The 23,399-nt window shown below is 71.2% G+C and carries 26 protein-coding genes and 2 pseudogenes; 12 read left to right on the top strand and 16 right to left on the bottom strand.

Annotated features, from left to right (window positions below; translation table 11 throughout):
* Window positions 1-88: 88 nt before the first annotated feature.
* Window positions 89-799 (top strand): tetratricopeptide repeat protein, encoded by a 711-nt coding sequence (locus tag MKK70_RS02290; RefSeq protein ID WP_243945633.1) that lies wholly within the window; start codon window positions 89-91, stop codon window positions 797-799.
* A gap of 124 nt (window positions 800-923) precedes the next feature.
* On the top strand, window positions 924-2,267 hold the full coding sequence (gene der, locus MKK70_RS02285) for a ribosome biogenesis GTPase Der (protein WP_243945631.1): 1,344 nt from the start codon (window positions 924-926) through the stop codon (window positions 2,265-2,267).
* Between the two features lie 24 nt (window positions 2,268-2,291).
* Here the strand turns inward: der and MKK70_RS02280 are convergent, their stop codons facing one another.
* The 9 genes from MKK70_RS02280 to alr form a co-directional block, all read right to left on the bottom strand.
* On the bottom strand, window positions 2,292-3,413 hold the full coding sequence (locus tag MKK70_RS02280) for a carboxylate-amine ligase (RefSeq protein WP_243945629.1): 1,122 nt from the start codon (window positions 3,411-3,413) through the stop codon (window positions 2,292-2,294).
* Window positions 3,414-3,502: 89 nt separating this feature from the next.
* Window positions 3,503-3,925, bottom strand: coding sequence for a type II toxin-antitoxin system VapC family toxin (locus MKK70_RS02275; protein WP_243945627.1), 423 nt, complete (start codon window positions 3,923-3,925; stop codon window positions 3,503-3,505).
* Window positions 3,922-4,170 (bottom strand): type II toxin-antitoxin system Phd/YefM family antitoxin, encoded by a 249-nt coding sequence (locus MKK70_RS02270; RefSeq protein WP_147725721.1) that lies wholly within the window; start codon window positions 4,168-4,170, stop codon window positions 3,922-3,924. Before MKK70_RS02270 ends, MKK70_RS02275 begins: the two co-directional genes overlap by 4 nt.
* A 43-nt stretch (window positions 4,171-4,213) precedes the next feature.
* A complete protein-coding gene (locus MKK70_RS02265) occupies window positions 4,214-4,624 on the bottom strand; it encodes a dihydrofolate reductase (RefSeq protein ID WP_147841973.1) in 411 nt (136 codons plus the stop codon).
* 38 nt (window positions 4,625-4,662) lie between these two features.
* Window positions 4,663-5,412, bottom strand: coding sequence for an SDR family NAD(P)-dependent oxidoreductase (locus tag MKK70_RS02260; protein WP_147725723.1), 750 nt, complete (start codon window positions 5,410-5,412; stop codon window positions 4,663-4,665).
* A 10-nt stretch (window positions 5,413-5,422) separates the two neighbouring features.
* Window positions 5,423-6,901 (bottom strand): amidophosphoribosyltransferase, encoded by a 1,479-nt coding sequence (gene purF / locus MKK70_RS02255; protein WP_243945626.1) that lies wholly within the window; start codon window positions 6,899-6,901, stop codon window positions 5,423-5,425.
* A gap of 186 nt (window positions 6,902-7,087) precedes the next feature.
* Window positions 7,088-7,693 carry a CvpA family protein gene (locus MKK70_RS02250; protein ID WP_147841975.1) on the bottom strand — a complete coding sequence of 202 codons (606 nt, stop codon included), beginning with the start codon at window positions 7,691-7,693 and terminating at the stop codon, window positions 7,088-7,090.
* 219 nt (window positions 7,694-7,912) lie between these two features.
* Window positions 7,913-9,352 (bottom strand): DNA repair protein RadA, encoded by a 1,440-nt coding sequence (gene radA / locus MKK70_RS02245; protein WP_147725726.1) that lies wholly within the window; start codon window positions 9,350-9,352, stop codon window positions 7,913-7,915.
* A 46-nt stretch (window positions 9,353-9,398) separates the two neighbouring features.
* Complete coding sequence (gene alr, locus MKK70_RS02240) at window positions 9,399-10,574, bottom strand: alanine racemase (protein WP_243945625.1); 1,176 nt, start codon at window positions 10,572-10,574, stop codon at window positions 9,399-9,401.
* 92 nt (window positions 10,575-10,666) lie between these two features.
* On the opposite strand from alr, the gene MKK70_RS02235 reads away from it, so the two are divergent.
* A complete protein-coding gene (locus MKK70_RS02235) occupies window positions 10,667-10,984 on the top strand; it encodes a cupin domain-containing protein (RefSeq protein ID WP_243932306.1) in 318 nt (105 codons plus the stop codon).
* 60 nt (window positions 10,985-11,044) lie between these two features.
* Here the strand turns inward: MKK70_RS02235 and MKK70_RS30975 are convergent.
* The 7 genes and pseudogenes from MKK70_RS30975 to rpsF form a co-directional block, all read right to left on the bottom strand.
* Window positions 11,045-11,221: pseudogene (locus tag MKK70_RS30975) on the bottom strand (DUF29 family protein); the annotation flags it as partial.
* A 263-nt stretch (window positions 11,222-11,484) separates the two neighbouring features.
* Window positions 11,485-11,808, bottom strand: a pseudogene (locus MKK70_RS30970) (DnaB-like helicase N-terminal domain-containing protein); the annotation flags it as partial.
* Window positions 11,809-11,842: 34 nt separating this feature from the next.
* Entirely contained in the window at window positions 11,843-13,330 is a 1,488-nt protein-coding gene (locus MKK70_RS02225) for a replicative DNA helicase (RefSeq protein WP_147725730.1), read from the bottom strand.
* 274 nt (window positions 13,331-13,604) lie between these two features.
* Window positions 13,605-14,177, bottom strand: coding sequence for a 50S ribosomal protein L9 (rplI, locus tag MKK70_RS02220; RefSeq protein ID WP_147725731.1), 573 nt, complete (start codon window positions 14,175-14,177; stop codon window positions 13,605-13,607).
* A 50-nt stretch (window positions 14,178-14,227) separates the two neighbouring features.
* A complete protein-coding gene (locus MKK70_RS02215) occupies window positions 14,228-15,280 on the bottom strand; it encodes a hypothetical protein (RefSeq protein WP_243935830.1) in 1,053 nt (350 codons plus the stop codon).
* A 139-nt stretch (window positions 15,281-15,419) separates the two neighbouring features.
* A complete protein-coding gene (rpsR, locus tag MKK70_RS02210; RefSeq protein WP_147725733.1) occupies window positions 15,420-15,686 on the bottom strand; it encodes a 30S ribosomal protein S18 in 267 nt (88 codons plus the stop codon).
* A 3-nt stretch (window positions 15,687-15,689) separates the two neighbouring features.
* Window positions 15,690-16,160 carry a 30S ribosomal protein S6 gene (rpsF, locus tag MKK70_RS02205; RefSeq protein ID WP_147725734.1) on the bottom strand — a complete coding sequence of 157 codons (471 nt, stop codon included), beginning with the start codon at window positions 16,158-16,160 and terminating at the stop codon, window positions 15,690-15,692.
* Between the two features lie 524 nt (window positions 16,161-16,684).
* Here rpsF and MKK70_RS02200 point away from each other — a divergent pair.
* From MKK70_RS02200 to rpsB, 9 genes are all read left to right on the top strand, one after another.
* The gene (locus MKK70_RS02200) at window positions 16,685-16,948 is read left to right on the top strand and encodes a hypothetical protein (RefSeq protein WP_243945623.1); all 264 of its coding nucleotides are present in this window, start codon (window positions 16,685-16,687) and stop codon (window positions 16,946-16,948) included.
* 232 nt (window positions 16,949-17,180) lie between these two features.
* Entirely contained in the window at window positions 17,181-17,942 is a 762-nt protein-coding gene (locus MKK70_RS02195; protein ID WP_243945622.1) for a pyridoxine 5'-phosphate synthase, read from the top strand.
* A complete protein-coding gene (gene acpS / locus MKK70_RS02190) occupies window positions 17,939-18,352 on the top strand; it encodes a holo-ACP synthase (RefSeq protein WP_147725737.1) in 414 nt (137 codons plus the stop codon). Before MKK70_RS02195 ends, acpS begins: the two co-directional genes overlap by 4 nt.
* 126 nt (window positions 18,353-18,478) lie before the next feature.
* A complete protein-coding gene (lepB, locus tag MKK70_RS02185; protein ID WP_243932310.1) occupies window positions 18,479-19,276 on the top strand; it encodes a signal peptidase I in 798 nt (265 codons plus the stop codon).
* 8 nt (window positions 19,277-19,284) lie between these two features.
* Entirely contained in the window at window positions 19,285-20,091 is an 807-nt protein-coding gene (rnc, locus tag MKK70_RS02180; RefSeq protein WP_147841982.1) for a ribonuclease III, read from the top strand.
* Window positions 20,088-21,083, top strand: a complete 996-nt coding sequence (gene era, locus MKK70_RS02175; protein ID WP_147841983.1) for a GTPase Era — start codon at window positions 20,088-20,090, stop codon at window positions 21,081-21,083. The genes rnc and era overlap by 4 nt, the downstream gene beginning before the upstream one ends.
* A 172-nt stretch (window positions 21,084-21,255) precedes the next feature.
* Window positions 21,256-22,176: a class I SAM-dependent methyltransferase gene (locus MKK70_RS02170; RefSeq protein ID WP_147727748.1), complete on the top strand. Its 921-nt coding sequence runs from the start codon at window positions 21,256-21,258 to the stop codon at window positions 22,174-22,176.
* Complete coding sequence (locus MKK70_RS02165) at window positions 22,173-22,916, top strand: pseudouridine synthase (RefSeq protein ID WP_243945621.1); 744 nt, start codon at window positions 22,173-22,175, stop codon at window positions 22,914-22,916. The genes MKK70_RS02170 and MKK70_RS02165 overlap by 4 nt, the downstream gene beginning before the upstream one ends.
* Window positions 22,917-23,117: 201 nt before the next feature.
* A partial coding sequence (gene rpsB, locus MKK70_RS02160; RefSeq protein ID WP_243945619.1) for a 30S ribosomal protein S2 occupies window positions 23,118-23,399 on the top strand: 282 nt, incomplete at its 3' end.

Below are 23,399 nucleotides of genomic sequence, written 5' to 3'. Positions count from 1 at the left end.
CCGGTCGCCAAACCGGCGCCCGCGTGCTAGGCGCGGGGCCAATCGAGACGCTTCAGGTCGTCCGGCTCGCGCGCCGGACCGGGATACGATGGCTGAGAACAACGAGTTCATCCGCGAGGTCAACGAAGACTATCGCCGCGACAAGGTCGCCGAGATCTGGCGCCGCTACAGCGGCGTGATCATCGCAGTGGCGATCCTGGTGGTCGCCGGCGTCGGCGGCTGGCGCTACTGGCAGACGGCCCAGCGCAACGCGGCCGAGGCCGCCTCGCAGCAGTTCGACGAGGCCAACCGCCTGGCCCGCGACGGCAAGGTGGCGGAGGCCGACAAGGCGTTCGACGCCCTCGAGGCGCAGGGGCCGGCCGGCTACCGCCTGCTCGCCCAGTTCCGCTCGGCCGCCGAGACCGCCAAGCGCGACCCGGCCGCGGGCGCCGCCGCGTTCGAGACGATCTCCGGCGACACGGCGCTCGGCGACGGCCTGCGCGACCTCGCGCGGCTCCGCGCGGCGCTGATCCGCCTCGACCTGCCCGATCCGGCGCCCGCGCTCGCCAGCCTGCAGAGCCTGGCCGCCGGCACGCCGTTCCGCTTCACCGCCCGCGAGATGCTCGGGCTGACCGCCCTGAAGAACGGCCAGTACGACGAGGCCGGGCGCTGGTTCGACCAGCTCAACATGGACCCCGAGACGCCGCAGAACCTGCGCCAGCGCATCGAGGTCTACGTCGCCCTGGTCGCCGGCGGTCCCGTGACGGTGACCGAGGCGAAGCCCGAGCCCGCCGCGCCCCCGCCGCCGATCACGCGCTGATCGCTCGACACGCCAGTCCAAAACCTCCGGCGCGACTGGCTCGCACCGGAGGTTTTGGGCATTCTCCGGACCTTCGCCGCCCGGCCAGCCCGGCGGCTCGACCGAACATAGAACGGACCACCCCATGGAACTGCCGACCGTCGCGATCGTCGGACGGCCGAATGTCGGCAAGTCGACCCTGTTCAACCGCCTCGTCGGCAAGAAGCTGGCGCTGGTCGACGACCGCCCGGGCGTCACCCGCGACCGCCGCGAGGGCGACGTCGCCTTCGGCGGGCTGAACTTCCGCATCATCGATACCGCCGGTCTCGAGGAGGCCGATTCGGCCACCCTGCTCGGCCGGATGCGGATGCAGACCGAGGCCGCGATCCTCGAGGCGGACGTGGTGCTGTTCGTCATCGACGCGCGGGCCGGCATCCTGCCCGCCGACCAGCCCTTCGCCGAGCTGGTGCGCCGGGCCGGCTGCAAGGTGATCCTCATCGCCAACAAGGCCGAGGGCGGCGCCGGCATGGCCGGGGCCTACGAGTCGTTCCGGCTCGGGCTGGGCGACCCGATCCCGTTCTCGGCCGAGCACGGCGAGGGCATCGGCGAGCTGCACGAGGCGCTGAAGGAAGCCCTGCCCGAGACCGACGAGGACGAGGACGACTACGACCCGCGCGGCAAGCCGCTCAAGGTCGCCATCGTCGGCCGCCCCAACGCCGGCAAGTCGACCCTGATCAACCGGATGCTCGGCGAGGACCGCCTGCTCGTCGGCCCGGAGGCCGGCATCACCCGCGATTCGATCTCGCTCGACTGGGAATGGCGCGGGCGCCGGATCAAGCTGCACGACACCGCCGGGATGCGCCGCCGCGCCCGGATCGAGGACAAGCTCGAGAAGCTCGCGGTCTCGGACGGCATCCGCGCCGTGCGCTTCGCCGAGGTGGTGGTGGTGCTGCTCGACGCCACGATCCCGTTTGAGAAGCAGGACCTCACCATCGTCGACCTCGTCGAGAGCGAGGGGCGCTCGCTGGTGATCGGCCTCAACAAGTGGGACCTCGTCGCCGACCAGCCGGGCCTGCTCAAGTCGCTGCGCGAGGACTGTACCCGCCTGCTGCCGCAGGTCCGCGGCGTCGCGGTGGTGCCGCTCTCGGGGCTCGCCGGCGACGGCGTCGACAAGCTGATGCAGGCGGTGGTGCAGGCGGCCGAGGTCTGGGACACCCGCATCTCGACCTCGCGGATCAACGACTGGCTCTCCGAGGCGACGCAGCGCAACCCGCCGCCGGCCGTATCGGGCCGGCGCATCAAGATCCGCTACGCGACGCAGGTGAAGAGCCGCCCGCCGCACTTCGCCCTGTTCGGCAACCAGCTCAACGCGATGCCGAAGAGCTACACCCGCTACCTCACGAACTCGCTGCGCGAGGCGTTCGCCCTGCCGGGCACCCCGATCCGGCTCTCCCTGCGCACCTCGTCGAACCCGTTCGACAAGGGCTGAGCACCGGCCCCGCGCGACGACGCCTCAGCCCCGGGTCGTCCGCGCCAGCCATTCCACCACCTTGTCCAGCGCCTGCCGGTTGCTGTGCCCCGCGTCCCGCGCGGCCTCGAACGCGGCGATCTGGCCGTCGGCGCTGGTGCCGCCCGAGACGATGGTCCGCGCATGCGCGACCTCGGCCGCGCAGCCGAGCGCCGCCGCATCCTCGGCGACGAGGTCGAGCACCGTCTCCAGGGCGTCGGCGAAGGGCAGGGCCGCCTCGCGGGCTTCGTCGATCAGCTCGGCGCCCACGCCGCTGCGCTGGGTGCGCCAGAGGTTCTCGTCGGCGAGTGCCCGGGAGACGCCGTCGAGCCCGGCATTGAGGTCCGGCCGGCGCACCACGCAGCGCACGAGGCAGCGGAACAGCGCGGCGATGGTCAGCGCGTCGGCGAGCCGCGTGCAGCTGTCGGCGATGCGCAGCTCCAGCGTCGGGAACTTGATCGAGGGCCGGAGCGACCACCACAGGAAGCTCGCATCCTGGATCGAGCCCGCCTCCGTCATGATCCGCACGTAGCGCGCATAGGCGGCGGCATCGGCGAAGAGCTCGGGCAGGCCGGTGCGCGGCAGCTCGCCGAAGGCGCTGAGGCGGTAGGCGGTGAGCCCCGTCGGCTTGCCCTGCCAGAACGGCGAGGAGGCCGAGAGCGCGAACAGCAGCGGCTGGAACGGCAGCAGCCGGTTCATCAGGTCGACGCGCGCCTCCGGGTCCGGCACCTCGACGTGGACGTGCATGCCGCAGATCAGGCTGCGGCGCCCGGCGAGGCCGACGTCGCGCAGGATGCCGCGGTAGCGGTCGCCCTTGGTCGGCAGTTGCCGCGACCAGTCGGCCACCGGATGGGTGCCCGCGGCGAAGATCAGCATCTCGTGCTCGGCGGCGAGGTCCGCGAGCGCGCCGCGCTGCCGGGCGAGCGAGTCGCGCGCCTCGGCGAAGGCGGTGACGGGCGGGGTGCAGACCTCGACCTGGCACTGCAGCAGCTCGCGCCCCGCCTCGGGCAGGCGCTCGGCCGCCTCGACGTGGAACGGCTTGACCGAGCGCCGCGGCGTGCCGCGCGTCTCCGCATCGGCCAGGAAATACTCTTCTTCGATGCCGAAGCGGTAGCTGTGGGCGCTCATGGCATCTTTCGTCAGGAGGATCCGAGCGCAGATAGGGCGGGAGCGGGCCCAGTGCGGTCCCGAGGGCGCATTTTTCGGCGCGAAGGACGCTATCCTTCCGTGACCTGCAGGCCGAGGGTGCGCGCGACGGTCGCCATCTTGATGTCGAAGGTCGCGAGGACGGCATTCGCACGACGGCACAGAGCGATGTTCAGGGCGTCCGGCGTACGGAGCGTGAGATCGAGGCGGCGGAGAAACCCGGTCGCCGCGACGACGTCGGACGATGCGACCTCGATGCGTTCCGCGACCCGTTCGATCCAGCGATCGAGATCCGAGAACGCCGATTGCGCGGCGCCCGCGTCGATCTCGCCGGTTCTCACCCGGCGTGCGAGGGCCGAGGCGAATTCCGCCGCTGCGAAATCGCTGACGATCGCGATCGGCTCGTGACGTCGAAAGAAGGCGTCCGCCCGCGCCGTGGACGGATCATCCGTCAGAAGGGCGACCAGGACGCTGGCATCGAGGTACGTCCTCACCAATCCTCGTCGCGCATGCGGCCGACGAGGTGCCCGGCATCCTCGGAGGGCGCGGCGGTTCGCGCGCGACGGGCTGCCAGCCAATCCAGGTCCTCGGCGGTCACGGGCCGCCCCGACCGAGGGATCGGCTGTAGGTTGGCGACCGGCCGACCATCCCGGGTGATCACGACGCCTTCTCCCGCGAGCGCGCGGTCGATCAGCTCGGACAGATGCTCTTCGGCTTCGATAACGCTGTGCTCGCCCATCGGGCGAGAGTACGGACTTTCCCGACGGACTGTCCAGATCCGCCTATCCGACGCGCAGGGCGCCGCCGACGAGCCAGGCCGGGTCGAACCAGCGGTCGGCCTCGCCGTCGTAGGGCAGGCGGGTGACGTCCCAGTTCTGGATGTACTTCGCGTAGACGTTCCAGACCGCGATGCCGCCGCCGACGAAGATGCGGCGACCGGGATAGCGGGCGAGCACCGCCTCCGGATCCTCGTGCGACCGGATCACGTCGATGGTGCGGTCCTTGAACGCGAAGGCCGGCACCGAGGCCACCGTCTTCGGGCCGGCGATCAGCACATGGCCCATGGTCAGCGCGAAGAACCGCGTCACGTCCTCCACGAAGAGCGGGTCGGTGTTGCCCTCCCAGGGGAGCTGGCCGTTCAGCCCGAGCTGGCCGCGCTGGCCGATCGCGCAGATGCAGCGCACGTCGATCATCAGGATATCCGGAAAAGTGCGGGCTCGGCCCCGACCGCTCAGCGCGGCGCTTGCGGGCTCACGGTGCGGTCGGTGGGGAAGTCGTAGATCAGCCCGGTTTCGCTCGAGGCGGGGCTCGCCAGCCGCACGAAATGCGGGGCGAGGTCTTCCGGCGTCCTCAGCGTCTCCGGGTCCTCGCCCGGCATCGCCGCGCGGCGCATGTCGGTGCGCAGGGGGCCGGGATTGAGGAGCATCGCCCGGACGTTGGTGGTTTCGTTCTCGGCGGCGTAGGTCCGCACCAGCGCCTCGAGCGCCGCCTTCGACACCGAGTAGGGCCCCCAGTAGGCCCGGCACTTGCCCGCCGCCCCGGAGGTGACGAAGATCGCCCGGCCGGCATCCGACATCCGCAGCAGCGGGTCGAACGAGCGGATCAGCCGCCAGTTCGCGGTGACGTTGACATCCATCACCTGGCCCCAGACCTTCGGGGTGATGTGCCCGATCGGCATGAGATTGCCGAGGATGCCGGCATTGCCGACGACGATGTCGAGGCGCTTCCAGCGCTCGTTGATCGCCGCGCCGAGCCGGTCGATGCCGTCGTAGTCGGTCAGGTCGAGGGGCACGAGGGTCGCGCTCGAGCCGACCCTGCGGATCGCGTCGTCGAGCTCCTCCAGCGCGCCCTGCGTGCGCGCCACGGCGATGACGTGCGCGCCGGCCTCCGCCAGGGCCAGCGCGGCGGCCCGGCCGATCCCGCGGGACGCGCCGGTGACGACGGCGACGCGTCCGTCGAGTGAGGTCTTCGTGTCGGTCATGCGCGAGGGGTCAGTCCGCTTCGGCGAGCATCGCGAGGCGCTTCGGCCCGGCGATGGCGAGGTCCGTCAGACCGGTCGGGTAGTCGCCGGTGAAGCAATGGTCGGTGTATTGCGGGCAGGCCTCGATCCGCTCCGCCTCGCCCATCGCCCGGTAGAGCCCCGGGATCGTGAGGAAGGCCAGCGAATCCGCGCCGATGTAGCGGCGCATGCCTTCGAGGTCTTGGGTGGCGGCGAGCAGCTTCTCGCGCTCCGGCGTGTCGATGCCGTAGAAGTCGGGATAGGTGATCGGCGGGCTCGCGATGCGGAAGTGCACCTCCGCCGCGCCGGCCTCGCGCATCATCCGCACGATCTTCACCGAGGTGGTGCCGCGCACCAGGCTGTCGTCGACCAGCACGATGCGCTTGCCCTCGATCGCCGCCCGGTTGGCCGAATGCTTCATCCGCACGCCGAGCTCGCGCACCGACTGGGTCGGCTGGATGAAGGTGCGGCCGACATAGTGGTTGCGGATGATTCCCATCTCGAACGGGATGCCGGTCTGCTGTGCGAAGCCGAGCGCGGCCGGCACGCCGGAATCGGGCACCGGCACCACCACGTCGGCCGGCACCGCGGCCTCGCGGGCCAGCTCGACGCCGATGTTCTTGCGCACGGCGTAGACGCTCTTGCCGTTCACCACCGAATCCGGCCGGGCGAAGTAGATGTACTCGAAGATGCACGGCCGCATCGGCACCTTGTCGGCGAAGCGGATCGACTCGATGCCGTCCTCCGAGATCACCACGACCTCGCCGTTCTCGACGTCGCGCACGAACTTCGCGCCGATGATGTCGAGCGCGCAGGTCTCCGAGGCCAGCATGTAGCGGCCGTCGAGCTCGCCGAGCACCAGCGGGCGGATGCCGAGCGGGTCGCGGGCGCCGATCAGCTTCTTGTTCGTGAGCGCGACGATGGCGTAGGCGCCCTGGATCGCCTGCAGCGCGTCGATGAAGCGCTCGACGATCCGCGGCTTTCGCGAGCGCGCGGCCAGGTGCAGGATCACCTCCGTGTCGGAGGTCGACTGGGTGATCGCGCCGTCGCGCACGAGATCGCGTCGGATCGAGAGCGCGTTGGTGAGGTTGCCGTTGTGCGCCACCGCCAGGCCGCCGCCGGCCAGCTCGGCGAAGAGCGGCTGGACGTTGCGCAGGATGGTGCCGCCGGTGGTCGAGTAGCGCACGTGGCCGATCGCGGCGCGGCCCTTCAGCCGGGCGATCGTGCCGCCGTCCGAGAACGAGTCGCCGACGAGGCCGGGGCGCCGCTCGGAATGGAAGACCTCGCCGTCGAAGGCGACGATGCCCGCCGCCTCCTGGCCGCGGTGCTGCAGGGCGTGCAGCCCGAGCGCGACGATCGCCGAGGCGTCGGGATGCCCGAAGATGCCGAAGACGCCGCATTCCTCGCGGAGCGTATCGCCGTCGGTCTCGGGGTCGAACACGGAATCCACGGTTGCGGCGCGGTGTGACATGGCCTGAGGTCGATCCCTGGTTGCCGTCCGCCCGCAAGCTGCCCGGACCGCGTCCGCGCGGCCGGCCCCGCGGCGCCGTCGTCAAGGCGTTATCTGAGGCCTCGCGGCATCGCAACCAAGCCGGATCGAACGCAGGTCAGGGTCACCGCGGCAACATATGCCGAGCCGGCCTTCTTTCGCGCGCCCTCAGCGCCGCGGCGCGGGCACGGCCGGCGTGGTCTGGCGCGGGGGCACCTCGGTCTCGGCCGGTGCATCCACAGGTTCGTTCTGCGGGGTGTCGACCTTCGGCTTCTTGAACTGCTTCAGGAAGCCTTCCGGATTCTCGGGCAGCTGCGCCACCAGCGCGTCGCCGGACTTCTCCAGCATCGGCCGGGTGCGCGCCTCGGCGGCCCAGGTCGGCACCTTGCCCTGCACCAGCCAGGACAGGAACACCCAGCCGATCACGCAGATCAGGAAGCCGCGGGCGGCGCCGAACAGGAAGCCGAGGGAGCGGTCGATCGCGCCGATGCGCGAATCGAGCACCACGTCGGAGATCTTCACCGTGATGATCGAGACGACGATCAGCGTGCCGAGGAAGATCGCCGCGATCGAGGCGACGAGGGCGACGGTGTCGCTGGTCACGTGCTGCTTCACCGTCGGCAGCAGCATCGGATAGAGCGACCACGCCACCGCGGCGGCGGCGACCCAGGCGATGATCGCCAGCACCTCCCGCGTGACGCCGCGGACGGCCGCCAGCAGGGCGGACACCACGACGATGCCGAGCACCACGAGATCGAGGACGGAAAACGGCATCTGCGGGTTCGGATCGGATGGGGAGATGCCACGACGAAAGCGATGCGGTCTGCGGCTCCCCTGGACCGCGGGCGCCTTATATCGCGGTCAAACTCGGCCGTCACCCTCGGTGGCGACTGCCGGCCGCCGGAACCCGCCGGTTGCAGACGGGCTTTCACCGCCCTTCCCAAGCCGCCGGCGCGGCACAGGTCGTCCTGAGAACCGCGCTCAGCCGGTCGCCTAATCCGCATCCTCGTCGTGGGCCGCATGGCGGCGCTTGCCCGAGGCGACCCGGCGCGGCCCGTTCGCGGCGATGCCGGCCACGAGGTCGGCGATGTGGCGCAGCGACTCCGTGGCGAGCGCGCGGTCGGTGGTCTCGCCGCGCCCTTGCGGCGTCATCGCCTTGGCGAAGCCGAGCTTCTGCGCCTCCTTGAGGCGCGCGCCGGCCTGCGCCACCGGCCGGATCGCGCCGGACAGGCCGATCTCGCCGAAATACACGGTCTCCGGCGGCAGCACCGCGCCCGACAGCGACGAGACCAGGGCGGCGGCCACCGCCAGATCCGCCGCGGGCTCGGAGATGCGCAGGCCGCCCGCGACGTTGAGATAGACGTCGTGCGTGCCCAGGCGGATGCCGCCATGGGCTTCGAGCACCGCGAGCACCATCGAGAGCCGGTTCGGGTCCCAGCCGACCACGGCCCGGCGCGGCATGCCGAGCGACGAGGGCGCGACCAGCGCCTGGATCTCCACCAGCAGGGGCCGCGTGCCCTCCATGCCGGCGAAGACCGCGGTGCCGGCGGCCTGGTGGTCGCGTCCCGCCAGGAACAGCGCCGAGGGGTTCGGCACCTCGGCCAGCCCCATGTCGGTCATCTCGAACACGCCGATCTCGTCGGTCGGCCCGAAGCGGTTCTTCACCGCCCGCAGGATGCGGAAATGGTGGCCCTGGTCGCCCTCGAACGAGGCCACCGCGTCGACCATGTGCTCGACCACCCGCGGGCCGGCGATCTGCCCGTCCTTGGTGACGTGGCCGACGAGGATCACCGCCGTGCCCGTGGTCTTGGCGAAGCGGATCAGGGACTGGGCGGAGGAGCGCACCTGCGTGACCGTGCCGGGCGCCGATTCGACGGTCTCGGTCCACATGGTCTGGATCGAATCGATGATCGCCAGCGCCGGCGGGCGTCCCTGCGACAGGGTCTCGACGATGTCCTCGACGTTGGTCTCGGCCGCCAGCTCCACCGGGTGGCCCGACAGCCCGAGGCGCTCGGCGCGCAGGCGCACCTGCCCCACCGCCTCCTCGCCGGAGATGTAGGCGACGCGCTCGCCGGTCTTCGCCATCGCGGCCGAGGCCTGCATCAGCAGGGTCGACTTGCCGATGCCGGGATCGCCGCCGAGCAGGATCACCGAGCCGCGCACGAAGCCGCCGCCGGTGACGCGGTCAAGCTCGCCGATGCCGGAGGGGATGCGCGGCGCTTCCCGCGCCTCGCCGGTCAGGCCCTCGAGGGGAAACACCCGCCCGCGGGCCCGGCCGGGCCGGGTCGCGGCCGGGCCCGATTGCGGCCCGGAGCCGCCCGGCGTCTCCTCGACGATCGTGTTCCAGCCATTGCAGGCCTCGCAGCGCCCGCGCCAGCGGTTGTAGACCGCGCCGCAGGCCTGGCAGATGAAGGTCTGGTGGATCTTTGCCATGCGCTCGCAGCGGGTTCGGGGCCGGATCCGCTCGGGGCGGACGGCGTCACGCCCCGATATACGTGCGAACGTAACGAGAACCCAGCCCCGTCAGGATCTCGTAGCCGATCGTGCCGGCGGCGCGTCCCACCGTGTCGACGTCCAGCCCATCGCCGATCAGCGTGGCGACGGTGCCGCGCCGGGCGTCCGCCGCCTCGGTGACGTCGAGGATGATCAGGTCCATCGAGACGAGGCCGAGGATCGGGCAGGGAATGCCGGCGACGAGCGCGTGGCCGTGCCCGCTCGCGGCCCGGGGATAGCCGTCGGCGTAGCCGAGTGAGAGCGTCGCGAGGCGCCGGGGCGCGGGCGCGGTCCAGCGCCCGTTGTAGCCGGCCTGGGCGCCGGCGGCGACGTGCCGGATCTGCAGGATCGTCGCCTCCAGCCGCACCACCGGCCGCATCGGGTTTGCGTCGCGATAGGGGGTCGGATCGCCGCCGAACAGGGCGTAGCCGGGCCGCAGCAGGTCGTGGTGCGTCGCCCCGTCGAGGAAGATGCCCGACGAGTTGGCGATCGAGCCGGGAATGCCGGGAAACGCCGCCCGCACCGTCGCGAAGTCGGCGATCTGCCGGGCGTTGACCGGCTCGTCGGGCAGCTCGGCGCTGACGAGGTGGCTCATCACGAGGTCGATGCCGGCGGCCCCGATCCGTGGATCGCCGGCGAGCGCCAGCGCCTCCGGGACGGCGAGCCCGAGGCGGTTCATGCCGGTGTCGACGTGGAGCGCGGCCGCACGCATCCCGCGCGAGGCCGCCGCCCAGTCCGACACCTCCTCGACCGAGCCGAGGACGGGGCGCAGGTCCATCGCCAGATAGGCCGGGGCGGAGCCGGGCGAGAGCCCGTTCAGGACGTAGATCGCGGCCTCGGGCAGCGCGCCCCGCACGCGTGCGGCCTCGCCGAGATGCGCGACGAAGAACGTGCGGCAGCCCGCCGCCCAGAGCGCCCGGGCGACCGGCTCGGCGCCGCAGCCATAGGCGTCGGCCTTCACCACCGCGGCGCAGGCGCGGCCCGGTGCCTCCGCCGAGAGGCGGCGCCAGTTCTCCGCGATGGCGTCGAGATCGACGGTGAGGCGGGCGCCGTGCCCGATGGCGTCGGTCGCGACGGTGCTGTCTCGGGAAATCGTCGGGCTCCGATGTTCCGCCGCGCGTGCGTCGCCGTCCGCGCAGCCTGACGAATCAGGGCATGCCATTACCGCGCCAGCGGCCGGAAGGCACGAGGCCTGCAACGCAAGACCTGCAACACGGGGCTTGCGGCGCGCGCAGCCTTCCGAGGAGACAGCCAATGGCGTTCGCCTGCACGATCCCGGCGATTCCCACCGTCCAGCTGGACGACGCGACGCTTCGCATCACCCGCTGGGATTTCGCCCCCGGCGCCGTGACCGGATGGCACGAGCACGGCTGGCCCTACTTCGTGGTGATGCTGGTGGCCGGAACGCTCCGGGTCCATGACGGCGAGCAGGTCGGCGAGACCGCGCTCGCCGCGGGGCAGGCCTACAGCCGCCCGGCGGGCATCCGCCACGACGTGATGAACGGCTCGGACCATCCGATCGCCTTCGTCGAGATCGAGGTGAAGCAGCCCGGCGCGCTGGTGACGCTCTAGCGTGGGCGCCGAGCCCGCTTCCGGCTCGGGCGGCCAGGCGATCGCGCGGGTCATGATCGCCTCGTGGGAATAGGGGCAGGCATCGGGGAAGATCGATTCGTCGAGGCCGGTCTCGCCCGCGGCCTCTATCCGGGCGTCGTCGAAGGCTTCCCGGATGGCACCGGACAGGCGGCTCTTGAGGCCGGGGTTGCGTTCGAGAAGCTTCGCTGCGGCCCGGCGCCCGGTCCGGATCGACAGCGCCCAGCTTCACGTCCGCTTCTCGGGCTGAAAATCCCATGTCAGCAGACGGATCAGCGTGCTGCGGAGCGCGCTTTCCCAGACGGTCGTAGATCTTGGTGCCCAAGCCCTCGATCTCCTCGGCCAGGTTGAGTGCGTCGAGGGACAGGAACTGTCCGCGCCGGAGACGCTCGGCCTGCGCTAAGGCCCATGCGTAAACGTCGCGGAGAATAGGGGTCGGGGCGGTCGCGGATGTCGGCCGCGGCAGCGAGACGCCGCGCGAGCGGTTCGGCCTCCGATGCCGCAGGCGCGCCCGCGATCCGCGCCGCGAGATAGGCCTCGGCCGGCGTTCCGTCCGGCCCCACGTCGGCGACCCGCGGCAGGACGGCCGCGAGGGTGATCGCCTCGCCGGCCGCCACGAGGGCGCCCGCGACCTCGAACACGCCGCGATGGAGCGGATGGGTCCAATCCTCATCGCGGAGGATCTGGGCCATCACTCCGTCGGTGGCAGGGTCGGCGAGGATCAGCCCGACGAGGCCGCGCTCGGCCTCGAACACGTCGTTCAGGGTGGTCGTCTCGCGGGGCCGAGCCTGCTTCGCCAGCGCCATGGGGCGTCTCCGATCGGGCGGAGCGCGCGCCCTATCACATCTGCTCGGGCAGCCGGTCGCTCTGCGCGAGGTTCGAGAACCGGGTGATGTTGGCGTCGAACTGCAGCTCCACCGTGCCGGTCGGGCCGTGGCGCTGCTTGCCGAGGATCACCTCGGCCTTGCCGTGGACGCGGTTCATCTCCGCCTCCCAGGCGAAGAACTCCTCCGTGCCCTCGCGGGGCTTCTTGTTGTTGACGTAGTATTCCTCGCGGAACACGAACATCACCACGTCGGCGTCCTGCTCGATCGAGCCCGATTCGCGCAGGTCCGAGAGCTGCGGGCGCTTGTCGTCGCGGTTCTCGACCTGACGCGATAGCTGCGATAGGGCGATGATCGGAACCGAGAGCTCCTTGGCCAGCGCCTTCATGCCGGTGGTGATCTCGGTCATCTCCTGCACGCGGTTGTCCGAGCGCTTGCCCGAGCCCGCCAGCAGCTGGAGGTAGTCGACGATCAGCACGTCGAGGCCCTTCTGGCGCTTGAGGCGCCGGGCGCGGGCGGCGAGCTGCGCGATCGAGATGCCGCCCGACTGGTCGATGTAGAACGGGATCGTCTGCATGTCGCGGGCGGCGTCGGTGATCTTGTAGAAGTCCTCCGGCCGGATGTCGCCGCGGCGGATCTTGTAGGAGGGCACGCCCGACTGCTCGGCGATGATGCGGGTGGCGAGCTGCTCGGCCGACATCTCGAGCGAGAAGAACCCGACGATGCCGCCGTTCTTGGTCTTGATCGTGCCGTCGGCCTGCTTCTCGCCCTGGTAAGCCTTCGCAATGTTGAAGGCGATGTTGGTGACGAGCGAGGTCTTGCCCATGGCCGGGCGGCCGGCGAGGATGATCAGATCCGAGGATTGCAGGCCGCCCATCTTGGCGTCGAGGTCGGAGAGCCCCGTAGCCAGCCCCGAGAGCTTGCCCTCGCGCTGATACGCCTTGGCCGCCATGTCGACGGCGGCGGTGAGCGCGTCCGAGAACTTCTGGAAGCCGCCGCTGTACTTGCCGGCCTCGGCGAGCTCGTAGAGCCGGCGCTCGGTGTCCTCGATCTGGTCGCGCGGGGCCTGCTCGACCGGGGCCTCGTAGGCGCCGTTGACGAGGTCCTCGCCGATGGTGATCAGCCGGCGGCGGATCGCGAGGTCGTAGATCGTGCGGCCGTACTCGCCGGCGTTGATGACGGTGGTGGCGTCGGCCGCCAGCCGCGCGAGGTACTGCATCACCGTCTGGCCGCCGAAGTCGGCGTCGCCGAGATAGGTCTTCAGGGTGATCGGGGTCGCGAGCTTGCCCGCCTTGATCAGCGAGGTCGCCACCTGGAAGATCTGCTGGTGGGCGTCCTCCATGAAGTGCTCGGGCAGCAGGAAGTCCGAGACGCGGTAGTAGGCGTCGTTGTTCACCAGCATCGCGCCGAGCAGCGCCTGCTCCGCGTCGATGTTGTGCGGCGCGACGCGGTACTCCGCCTGCACGGCTTCGAGCTTGGCCGCTAGGGCATTGGGCAGGGCCATCGGCGGTCGCTCCGAATCGATGCGGGCCGGGCCGGCGCCGCATCCCAGACATGATCCGACGACCATGGCACCAGTCGGGTTGACCGATGCTTAGCCGCCGGCGTCCGCGTCACCGTGCCCGGAACGCGAGGACGCCCGCCCCTCGGTGCGAGGAACGGGCGCCCATCTTGGAACAAACGAGGAACGCGTCAACCCTCCCGGGCCGCCTTCCCCGCTGTCACCGCCATTCACAGCCCGCCCCTCCCGCGTGGGGAGGGGGGGCAGGGCGATGCGATCAGCCGCGGTCGTCGGCGCCTTCGCCGGCCTCGGCCAGCGCCATGCCGACCTCCAGGCCGAGGTCGTCGAGGTTGAACGCCTCGCGCTCGGTGACCGACTCACCGCGGGCCTGACGCTCGGCCTCTTCCGGGCTGCGGGCGACGTTGACGGTGACCTTCACGTCGACCTCGGGGTGGAGCACCACCGGGATCACGTGCAGGCCGAGCGTCTTGATCGGCTGGTTCAGGGTGAACTGGCCGCGCTCGACGGTGAAGCCCTCCTTGGTCACGACCTCGGCGAGGTCGCGGGTCGAGACCGAGCCGTAGAGCACGCCCGACTCGCCCGACTGGCGGATGAGCACGAAGGTCTGGCCGTCGAGCTTCTCGGCGACCGCCTCGGCGTCCTTCTTGCGGTCGAGGTTCTTCGCCTCGAGCTGCGCGCGCTGGGTCTCGAAGTGCTTCTTGTTGCCTTCCGTCGCGCGCAGCGCCTTGCCGCGGGCGAGGAGGAAGTTGCGGGCGAAGCCCGGCTTGACGTTCACGGTCTCGCCCATCTGGCCGAGCTTGGCGACGCGCTCCAGCAGGATCACTTCCATGGTCTTCGTCCTTCTTCAGGTAAGGCCGCCGATGAGGGCCGGCCGGGGTCTCAAGGGGTCGCGCCGTCGGGGCGTCGGCGCCGGTTGAGCGCGGTGTCGGCGAGGCCGAACAGGGTGAGCACGATCAGGGCGATGCCCTGCGTGAAGAACAGGATCAGGTAGAGACCGAACAGCATCATGCCGCGCGCCGGCCGGCCGCGGCTGCGGTCGTGGAAGGCGGCGAGCCCCTGCAGCGCGAAGACCGCGCTCACCGAGCCGACCAGGGCCGTGCCGAGCACGCCCGCGTAGCCCGGCGCGAAGGCGAGGATCACGGCGAGGCCGAGCAGCCCGAGCATGGCGCGCGGCATCACGGTCGACGGGATGTCCGGCCAGGGCCGCGGCAGGCGACCCGAGAGCTGGACGATGCGGGCGGAGGCCCAGAGGTAGAAGGTCAGGAGCAGGGCGAGCCCGTTGGCGGCGAAGGCGGGCACGGTGCGCGCCAGCGCATCGACCAGGTCGTCATGCGCCTCGGATCCCGCAGGCGTGGCATCGGCCGCGTCGCTGGGCTTTTCGGGGGGCGCCGGCTTTTCGCCGACGGGCTTGTCAGCGACGGGCTCGCCGGCGTCCGGGCGGGCGGCATCGGGCTTGGCCGGCGCGCTCGGCAGGCCACGCATCTGGGCGCGGACGATGGTGCCGGCTAGGCTCTTCAGCTGTCCCTCGAACGCCTCGTGGCTCGGCGCGGACAGAACGGCGATGGCGATGAAGGCCAGCGCCGCGGTCGCGCCGGTCCAGCCGAGGAGGCGGCCTGTCGGATACCATTCGAGGCTGCCGTCGGCGTTCGGCCGGCCGAGCAGGGCGAGATAGGCGAGCCACCACGCCGGCACGGCGAGGTAGGCGGCGAATCCGAGGCCGAGATAGGGGGAGACGACGAGGGCGAGCGCGAGGCTGCCGGAAGCCGCCGCCGCGAGCGCGGCGCGGGAATTCCAGCCGAGTCCCACGATGAGGATCGGCAGGGGCGCCAAGAGGTAGAGGACGATCGCGAGCGGGGTGGCCTTCAGCAGCATCCCGAACAGGAGTGCAGAGACGAGGCCCGCGCCGATGCCGATGCCGAGGTTCTGAACCATGAGATCCGCTGTCCCGCCGCCGCGCAGGAGTGCGGGCGGGGTTAGAGGCGAGGCGCCCCAACGATCGGGCGGCGGAGACCGTCGCCCGAAGGATGGTGGCCGACCCTGGCGGACCAGGGCCAGCAGGTTTCCGAAGAGCCTACTTGATGACGTAGGGGAGCAGGCCGAGGAAGCGCGAGCGCTTGATCGCCTGGGCGAGCTCGCGCTGCTTCTTGGCCGAGACCGCGGTGATGCGGGACGGAACGATCTTGCCGCGCTCCGAGACGTAACGGGACAGCAGCTTCACGTCCTTGTAGTCGATCTTCGGCGCGTTGGCGCCGGAGAAGGGGCAGGTCTTGCGACGACGGAAGAACGGACGACGGCCACCGCCGCCGGCGGCTCCACCAGCACTTGCACCGAATGCCATGGCTTAGTTCTCCCCGCCGAAGTTGCGCTCGGGCCGGTCGCCGCGGTCGCCACGATCCCCACGGTCGCGGTCGCCGCCGAAGCCGCCGCCACCACCGAAGCCCTCGTCGTCGCGACGACGGCCGCGCTCGCGATCCTTGCGGTCGTCGCGGTCGCGTTTCTGCATCATCGCGGACGGCTCGTGCTCGAGCTCCTCCACGCGGATGGTCATGAAGCGCAGCACGTCTTCCGAGATCTGCATCTGGCGCTCCATCTCGGCCATGGCGGCCGGGGGGGCGTCGATGTTGAGCAGGGTAAAGTGCGCCTTGCGGTTCTTCTTGATCCGGTAGGCGAGGGACTTGACGCCCCACATCTCGATCTTCTCGAAACGTCCGCCGTTCTGTTCGATGACGCCCTTGTAGGTCTCGATCATCGTCTCGACCTGCTGGGACGTCACGTCCTGGCGTGCCAGGAATACGTGCTCGTAGAGAGGCATTACGGGCCCTTCAGCTTGAATGAGGCCCGGACATGCAGATGCACGATGAGTTCCGGGCCGGTTCGGTTCGCGAGATCGCCCGGCGCCAAGCCCTCCGAGCCGTTTCAACGGGCCCGAGCGGTTGATCGAAGGCGGAGACACGGGACGACGGCTCGTTCGATCGTCGTTAGGCGACGCGGAAAAAAGCCTGTGCCGCGAACGGCACCGTCCGTTCAGCCCCCAGCCGGAGCGAACGCGAGTGGCGGCGGATAGTCGGTTTCGGGGAAAATCGCAAGGCTGAATCGCAAGGCTGCATCGCACGGCCGGGCACGTCGGGCCGTCCCGTCGCCTGCGTGCCGGCGATCGAACGCCGCGACGCGCTTCCGGAGGGCGGCGACGATTTCCGTTCCCCGGAAAGCGCAACGGGACCAGGCCCCTGGGCGCGGCTCGCACGCACCGAGAGGTCGGCCGCGCGAAGTTTCTCCGAACCATCCCCGGGCCGCGACGTTCCTCCTCCCACACCGACCACACGAAGGATCCGTCCCATGCGTAAGACACTCATCTCCGCCACGGCGCTCGTGCTCGCACTCTCGGGTGCGGCGTTCGCGCAGTCCGCGACCGGCAACATGAACAATCCCGGCAGCGTGAGGAGCCCGTCCGAGAAGACGATGGAGAAGGGCGGCACGATGCGGGGCGACATGCCGGTCACAACCGGCACCGCTCCGGGCGCCGCCAACGCGATGCCGGCCGGCCGCGAGGACGGCGCCCGCACGGTTCCGGGCAACGCCGGCGCCAACCCGGTCCGCTGAGCACCAACGACGGACGAGCTTTCGGGCTTCGTTGAAGGGAGGCCGGGCCGTCGTGCCCGGCCTTTCCGCGTTCGAGGGCCCTTCGCAGGAGGCCGCGACCATCCGACCCGCGCCGCGTCGCCTTCGAAACAGCACGGGTCGGGCGATTTCTCGCGGCGGCGAGGCGCCAGGGCGGCCCGATCTGGGCTAAGCACGACGCGATCACCTCGAAGCCACGCGAAAAGATCGGCGCATGTCGGCACATCCTCTCCGCCTCGGCGTGAACATCGACCACGTCGCCACCGTCCGGAACGCCCGCGGCGGCAGCTATCCCGACCCGGTGCGGGCGGCGCTGCTGGCGGTGGAGGCCGGTGCCGACGGGATCACGGCCCACCTGCGCGAGGACCGGCGGCACATCCGCGACGCCGACATGGCCGCGCTCGCCCGGACGCTGACCGTGCCGCTCAACTTCGAGATGGCGGCGACCGACGAGATGGTGGCGCTCGCCCGCACGCTGAAGCCGCATGCCGCCTGCCTCGTCCCCGAGAAGCGCGAGGAGCGCACCACGGAGGGCGGCCTCGACATCGTCGGCGGGCGCGATCACCTCGCGCCTCGCATCCGCGCGCTGGCCGAGGCCGGCATCCGGGTGTCGCTGTTCGTCGAGCCGGACGCGGCGGTGATGGAGGCGGCCCACGCGCTCGACGCGCCGATCGTGGAGCTTCATACCGGCAGCTACTGCGAGGCCGCGGTCGCGGGCGATGCGGCCGCGACCGCGCACGAGCTCGCCCGGATCGTCCGTGCCGCCGAGCACGGGCAGGGGCTCGGGCTGGAGATCCATGCCGGCCACGGGCTGACCACCGACAGCGTCGGGCCGATCGCGCGGATCCCGGAGATCCGCGAGCTCAACATCGGCCACGCGCTCATCGCCGACGCGATCTTCGTCGGGCTGCCCCGGGCGATCCGCGACATGCGCGCGGCGATGGAGGCGGCCCGGGCGGGGAGCCGGGGCCGATGATCCTCGGGATCGGCTCCGACCTTTGCGACATCCGCCGGATCGAGCGCTCGCTCGCGCGCTTCGGCGAGCGCTTCACGCACCGGGTGTTCACCGACGGCGAGCGGGCCCGGTGCGACCGCAAGGCGGCCCGCGCGCCGTCCTACGCAAGGCGCTTCGCCGCCAAGGAGGCCTGCGCCAAGGCGCTCGGCACCGGCCTCGCGCACGGGGTGTTCTGGCGCGACATGGAGGTCGTGAACCTGCCCGGCGGGCAGCCGACGCTGCATCTCACCGGCGGAGCCCTGGACCGGCTGGCCGCGATGCTGCCGGCCGGGCACGCGGCGCGGTTGCACGTCACCCTCACCGACGACCCGCCGATGGCACAAGCTTTCGTGATCATCGAGGCCGTGCCGGAGGGCACCGGGCGGGGTTGACGCCACCTCCCGCCGCGTTGCGGGGGAACCCGGCTTGGTCTAGACCGCCGCGACGCAACGGACACGGTGGGGCGCCGCGGGCAGCGCCCGCGCGGGCCGTCGGCCTCGTCCCAGACGGATCGACAGATGGAACGCGCGCGCTTGGATCGGGACGGCAAACACGAGGTCCGGGCGCAACCGGGGACCTGGGCCAGCATCCGCGAGACCCTGAAGGTCGGGATCCAGGCGCTGCTCATCGCGCTGGTGGTGCGCACGCTGCTGTTCCAGCCGTTCAACATCCCCTCGGGATCGCTGATCCCGACGCTGCTAATCGGCGACTACCTGTTCGTGTCGAAATATTCCTACGGCTACTCGAAGTACTCGCTGCCCTTGAGCGAATACCTGCCGACCAAGGCGGAGGGGCGCATCTGGGCCGCCGAGCCGAAGCGCGGCGACATCGCGGTGTTCAAGCTGCCCAAGGACAACGCCACCGACTACATCAAGCGGGTGATCGGCCTGCCCGGCGACAAGATCCAGATGATCGACGGCGTGCTCAACATCAACGGCAAGCCGGTCAAGCGCGAGCGCATCGCCGATTACGAGACCATCGATCCGTACGGCCAGGCGACCAAGGTGCCGCAGTACAACGAGACGCTGCCGAACGGCGTCGTGCACCACACGATCGAGCGCGACGGCGACAACGGGTTCTGGGACAAGACCGAGCTCTACACCGTGCCGCCGGGGCACTTCTTCATGATGGGCGACAACCGCGACAACTCCACCGACTCGCGCGACCTCGCCAACGTCGGCTACGTCCCGTTCGAGAACTTCGTCGGCCGCGCCGAGATGATCTTCTTCTCGATCGACGAGGGCACGCCCGCCTGGCAGATCTGGAACTGGCCGGCCCACGTGCGCTGGGGCCGCCTGTTCTCGACGATCCACTGACCCCCGCCTTGCCCGACGAGGCGCGCCCCTCCGCCCGCGCACGGCGCATCACCCGCCCGAAGCCCGACCTGTCGGTGCTGGAGGCGCGCATCGGCCACAGCTTCGCCGATCCGTCGCTGCTCGCCCGCGCGGTGACGCATGTGAGCAAGGCGGCGGGCCGCGCCGGCAGCTATCAGCGCCTCGAATTCCTCGGCGACCGCGTCCTCGGCCTCGCCATCGCCGACCGGCTCTACGCCGCCTTTCCGCAGGCCGACGAGGGCGACCTCTCGCGCCGGCTGGCGGGGCTGGTCCGGCGCGAGACCTGCGCCGCCGTCGCCACCGCCTGGGACGTCGGCCCGCACCTCGTCCTCGGGCAGGGCGAGGTCCTGGGCGGCGGCCGCCGCAACCAGACCATCCTGGCCGACGTCTGCGAGGCGATCCTCGGCGCGGTCTACATGGATGCCGGCTACGAGGCCGCCCGAGCGCTGATCGAATCCGCCTTCCGCCCGGCCGAGCCGACCGGCGCGCCGCGCGGCCGCGACGCGAAGTCGGCGCTGCAGGAATGGGCGATGGGCCGCGGCCTCGCGATTCCGGCCTACGACGTCGTCGAGCGCTCCGGCCCCGACCACGCGCCGCATTTCCGCATCGCCGCCCGCGTCGAAGGGCTCGAGCCGGGGGTCGGCGAGGGGCCGTCGAAGCGCCTCGCCGAGCAGGACGCCGCCCGCACCGTGCTGGCGCGCGAGGGCATCGGCGACGGCGCCGGCCCGGGCGGAGACGGGGCAGGGCGGGATGCCGGCCAGGGGGCCGGCGAGCGGCCGAGCGAGGACCGGACATGAGCGCGATGCCCCACGACGAACCCGAGGACGGCCCGCGGGACGAATTCGAGGCGGTGCCGGAGCGCGCCCCCCCGAGCCTGCTGCCGGGCACCCCAGCCGATGCCAAGGCCGGCTTCGTCGCGCTGATCGGCGTGCCGAACGCCGGCAAGTCGACGCTCCTGAACAGCCTCGTCGGCACCAAGGTCTCGATCGTCTCGCGCAAGGTCCAGACCACGCGGGCGCTGGTGCGCGGCATCCTGATCGAGGGCTCGGCCCAGGTGGTGCTGGTCGACACTCCCGGCATCTTCCAGCCCAAGCGCCGGCTCGACCGGGCGATGGTCCACTCCGCCTGGAGCGGGGCGGCCGACGCCGACGCGGTCTGCCTGCTGGTCGACGCGCGCAAGGGGATCGACGAGGAGCTGGAGACGATCCTGGCGCGCCTGCCGGACGTGCGCCGCCACAAGATCCTGATCCTCAACAAGATCGACCTGATCCTGCGCGAGAAGCTGCTCGCGCTCGCCGAGGACTTGAACAAGCGCATCCCGTTCGCCGACACCTTCATGATCTCGGCGCTGAACGGCGACGGCATCGCCACGCTGAAGCAGGCGCTCGCCAAGCTGATGCCCTCCGGCCCCTGGCTCTACCCGGAGGACCAGGTCTCGGACGCCCCCATCCGCATGCTCGCCTCCGAGATCACGCGCGAAAAGCTCTACGATCGGCTGCACGAGGAGCTGCCCTACCGCTCCACCGTCGAGACCGACCAGTGGCAGGTGCGCAAGGACGGCTCGGTGCGGATCGAGCAGACCATCTTCGTCGAGCGCGAGAGCCAGCGCTCGATCGTGCTCGGCAAGGACGGCCAGACCATCAAGGCGATCGGCACGGCGGCCCGCCGCGAGATCGCCGAGGTCGCCGAGACCACGGTCCACCTGTTCCTGCACGTGAAGGTGCGCGAGAACTGGGCCGACGACCCGGCCCGCTACCGCGAGATGGGCCTGGAATTCCCGCGCGGCTGATCCGTTTCGGTTTCCGGCTTCTCGAATCGCGCGAAACCGCGTGTTGATGCGCCGGGCTCCCCGTGCCGATCCGGCCGCCCCCCGAACCGCTCGCGCGGGGTCGCCCAAGGCGCGGCGTTTCCCCATCCTCCAAGGCCGCTTCGGCGGCCCGGTCCCGAAATTCCCGTCACCCATGCCCGAAACCGCCATCTCCGACGCCGTCTACGGCCTGCCGCCGGCCGAGCTCGCCGAGGTTCCGCCGGATGCCGTCCAGCTCTCGCCCCTCGTTCCCGGGTCCGCCCGGCTGGAGGATTGCGCGGATGCGAGCCTCGCGCAGGTTCGGATGCTGGCGCCGCCCGGCACCGTGGAACGCCGCTTCGTGCTGGCGCAGGCGCTGCGGGCGCTGCGGCCCGGCGGCGAGCTCCTGGCGATGGCCCCGAAGGATCGGGGCGGCGCGCGGCTGGCGCGCGAGCTGACGGATCTCGGCTGCACCAGCGCCGAGGAGGCCCGTCGCCATCACCGGATCTGCCGCGTCGTCCGGCCCGAGGGCGACCTGCCGCTGGCCGCCGCGCTCGAGGAGGGGGCGCCGCGCCACATCGACAACCTTTCCCTGTGCACGCAGCCCGGCATCTTCTCGTGGGACCGGCTCGATCCCGGCAGCGCGCTTCTGCTCGCGACCCTGCCGGCGCTGAAGGGCGGCGGCGCCGATTTCGGCTGCGGCCTCGGCATCCTGGCGCGCGCGGTGCTGGCCTCGCCCGCCGTCACCGCGCTCACGCTGATCGACATCGACCGCCGCGCCGTCGAGATGGCGCGCCGCAACGTCGGCGACCCGCGCAGCACCATCCGCTGGGCCGACATCCGCGCGGCGGATCCCGGCCTGACGCGCCTCGACTTCGTGGTGACCAACCCGCCGTTCCACGACGGCGGCGCCGAGGACCAGAAGCTCGGGCAGGTCTTCATCCGCCGTGCCGCGGAGGCCTTGCGCCCCGGCGGCAGCCTGTGGCTGACGGCCAACGCGCACCTGCCCTACGAGCGCGTGCTCGCCGAGGCCTTCAAGGCCGTGACGGTGAAGGCGTCCGCCCACGGCTACAAGGTGTTCGAGGCGCGCAAATGAGCGCCAAGGCCCCGACCGCCCGGCTCGACAAGCTGCTGGCCAACCTCGGCTACGGCTCGCGCCGCGAGATCGCCGGCCTGACGCGGGCCGGACGCATCGTTCTGGACGGCGCGGCCCTCGCCGACGCGGGCGCCCGCATCGCCGTGACGCCGGACCTGCCCACGCGTCTGGCCGTCGACGGCGCGGGCATCGACCCGCCCCCCGGCCTCGCGGTGATGCTGCACAAGCCGCTCGGCGTCACCTGCTCGCACAAGGAGGCCGGCCCGCTGGTCTACGGGCTCCTGCCCGAGCGCTGGCGCCGCCGCGACCCGGCGCTCTCCACCGTCGGCCGCCTCGACAAGGAGACCTCGGGCCTGCTGCTGCTCACCGACGACGGTGCGCTGCTGCATCGGATCATCGCGCCCAAGGCCAACGTGGCCAAGCGCTACCGCGTGACGCTCGACCGCCCGCTGAGGGGCGACGAGGGCGCGATCCTCGCCGCCGGCACCCTGGTGCTGGAGGACGACGACAAGCCGCTCCTGCCGGTGGGCTTCTCCGCCGAGGACGCGACGCATGCCACCGTGACCCTGCACGAGGGCCGCTATCATCAGGTCCGCCGCATGTTCGCGGCGATGGGCAACCACGTCACCGCGCTCCATCGCGACCGGATCGGCGGCCTCGCCCTGCCGGCGGACCTGCCGGCGGGGGCGTATCGGGTGATGGACGCGGCGGACGTGGCGAACGTCTTTTCCGCCGCCTGATCCCGGCCTCGAGTCCGCTGCCTGGGGTTTCCGGCGCCCCGGCGATACCGTTGCCCTGGCGGCCAACCTCTGCTAAGGCCCCGCCCATTCCACACGCGGAGCCGGCCCCATGCCTGAATGGGGCGTTTCCGGTGATCGGCCGATCCGTCGGCAGGTCGCTACCTCCGCGGCGGCATAAACCGGAAAGAAAGCGAAAGACTCATGGCCGTCGATTTCACCATGCGCCAGCTCCTCGAGGCCGGCGCCCATTTCGGGCACCAGTCGCACCGCTGGAACCCGAAGATGCAGCCTTACATCTTCGGCACCCGCAACAACATCCACATCATCGACCTCGCCCAGACGGTGCCGGCGCTGCACACCGCGCTGCAGGCGGTGAGCGACACGGTCGCCAAGGGCGGCCGCGTGCTGTTCGTCGGCACCAAGCGCCAGGCGGCCGACACGATCGCCGAGGCCGCCAAGCGTTCGGCCCAGTACTACGTCAAC

Origin of the sequence: Methylobacterium sp. E-041, from assembly GCF_022829665.1 — a bacterium.
Taxonomy (GTDB): Bacteria; Pseudomonadota; Alphaproteobacteria; order Rhizobiales; family Beijerinckiaceae; genus Methylobacterium.
Note: the sequence above shows the minus strand (reverse complement) of the source record. Positions and strands in the feature narration are given on the sequence as shown.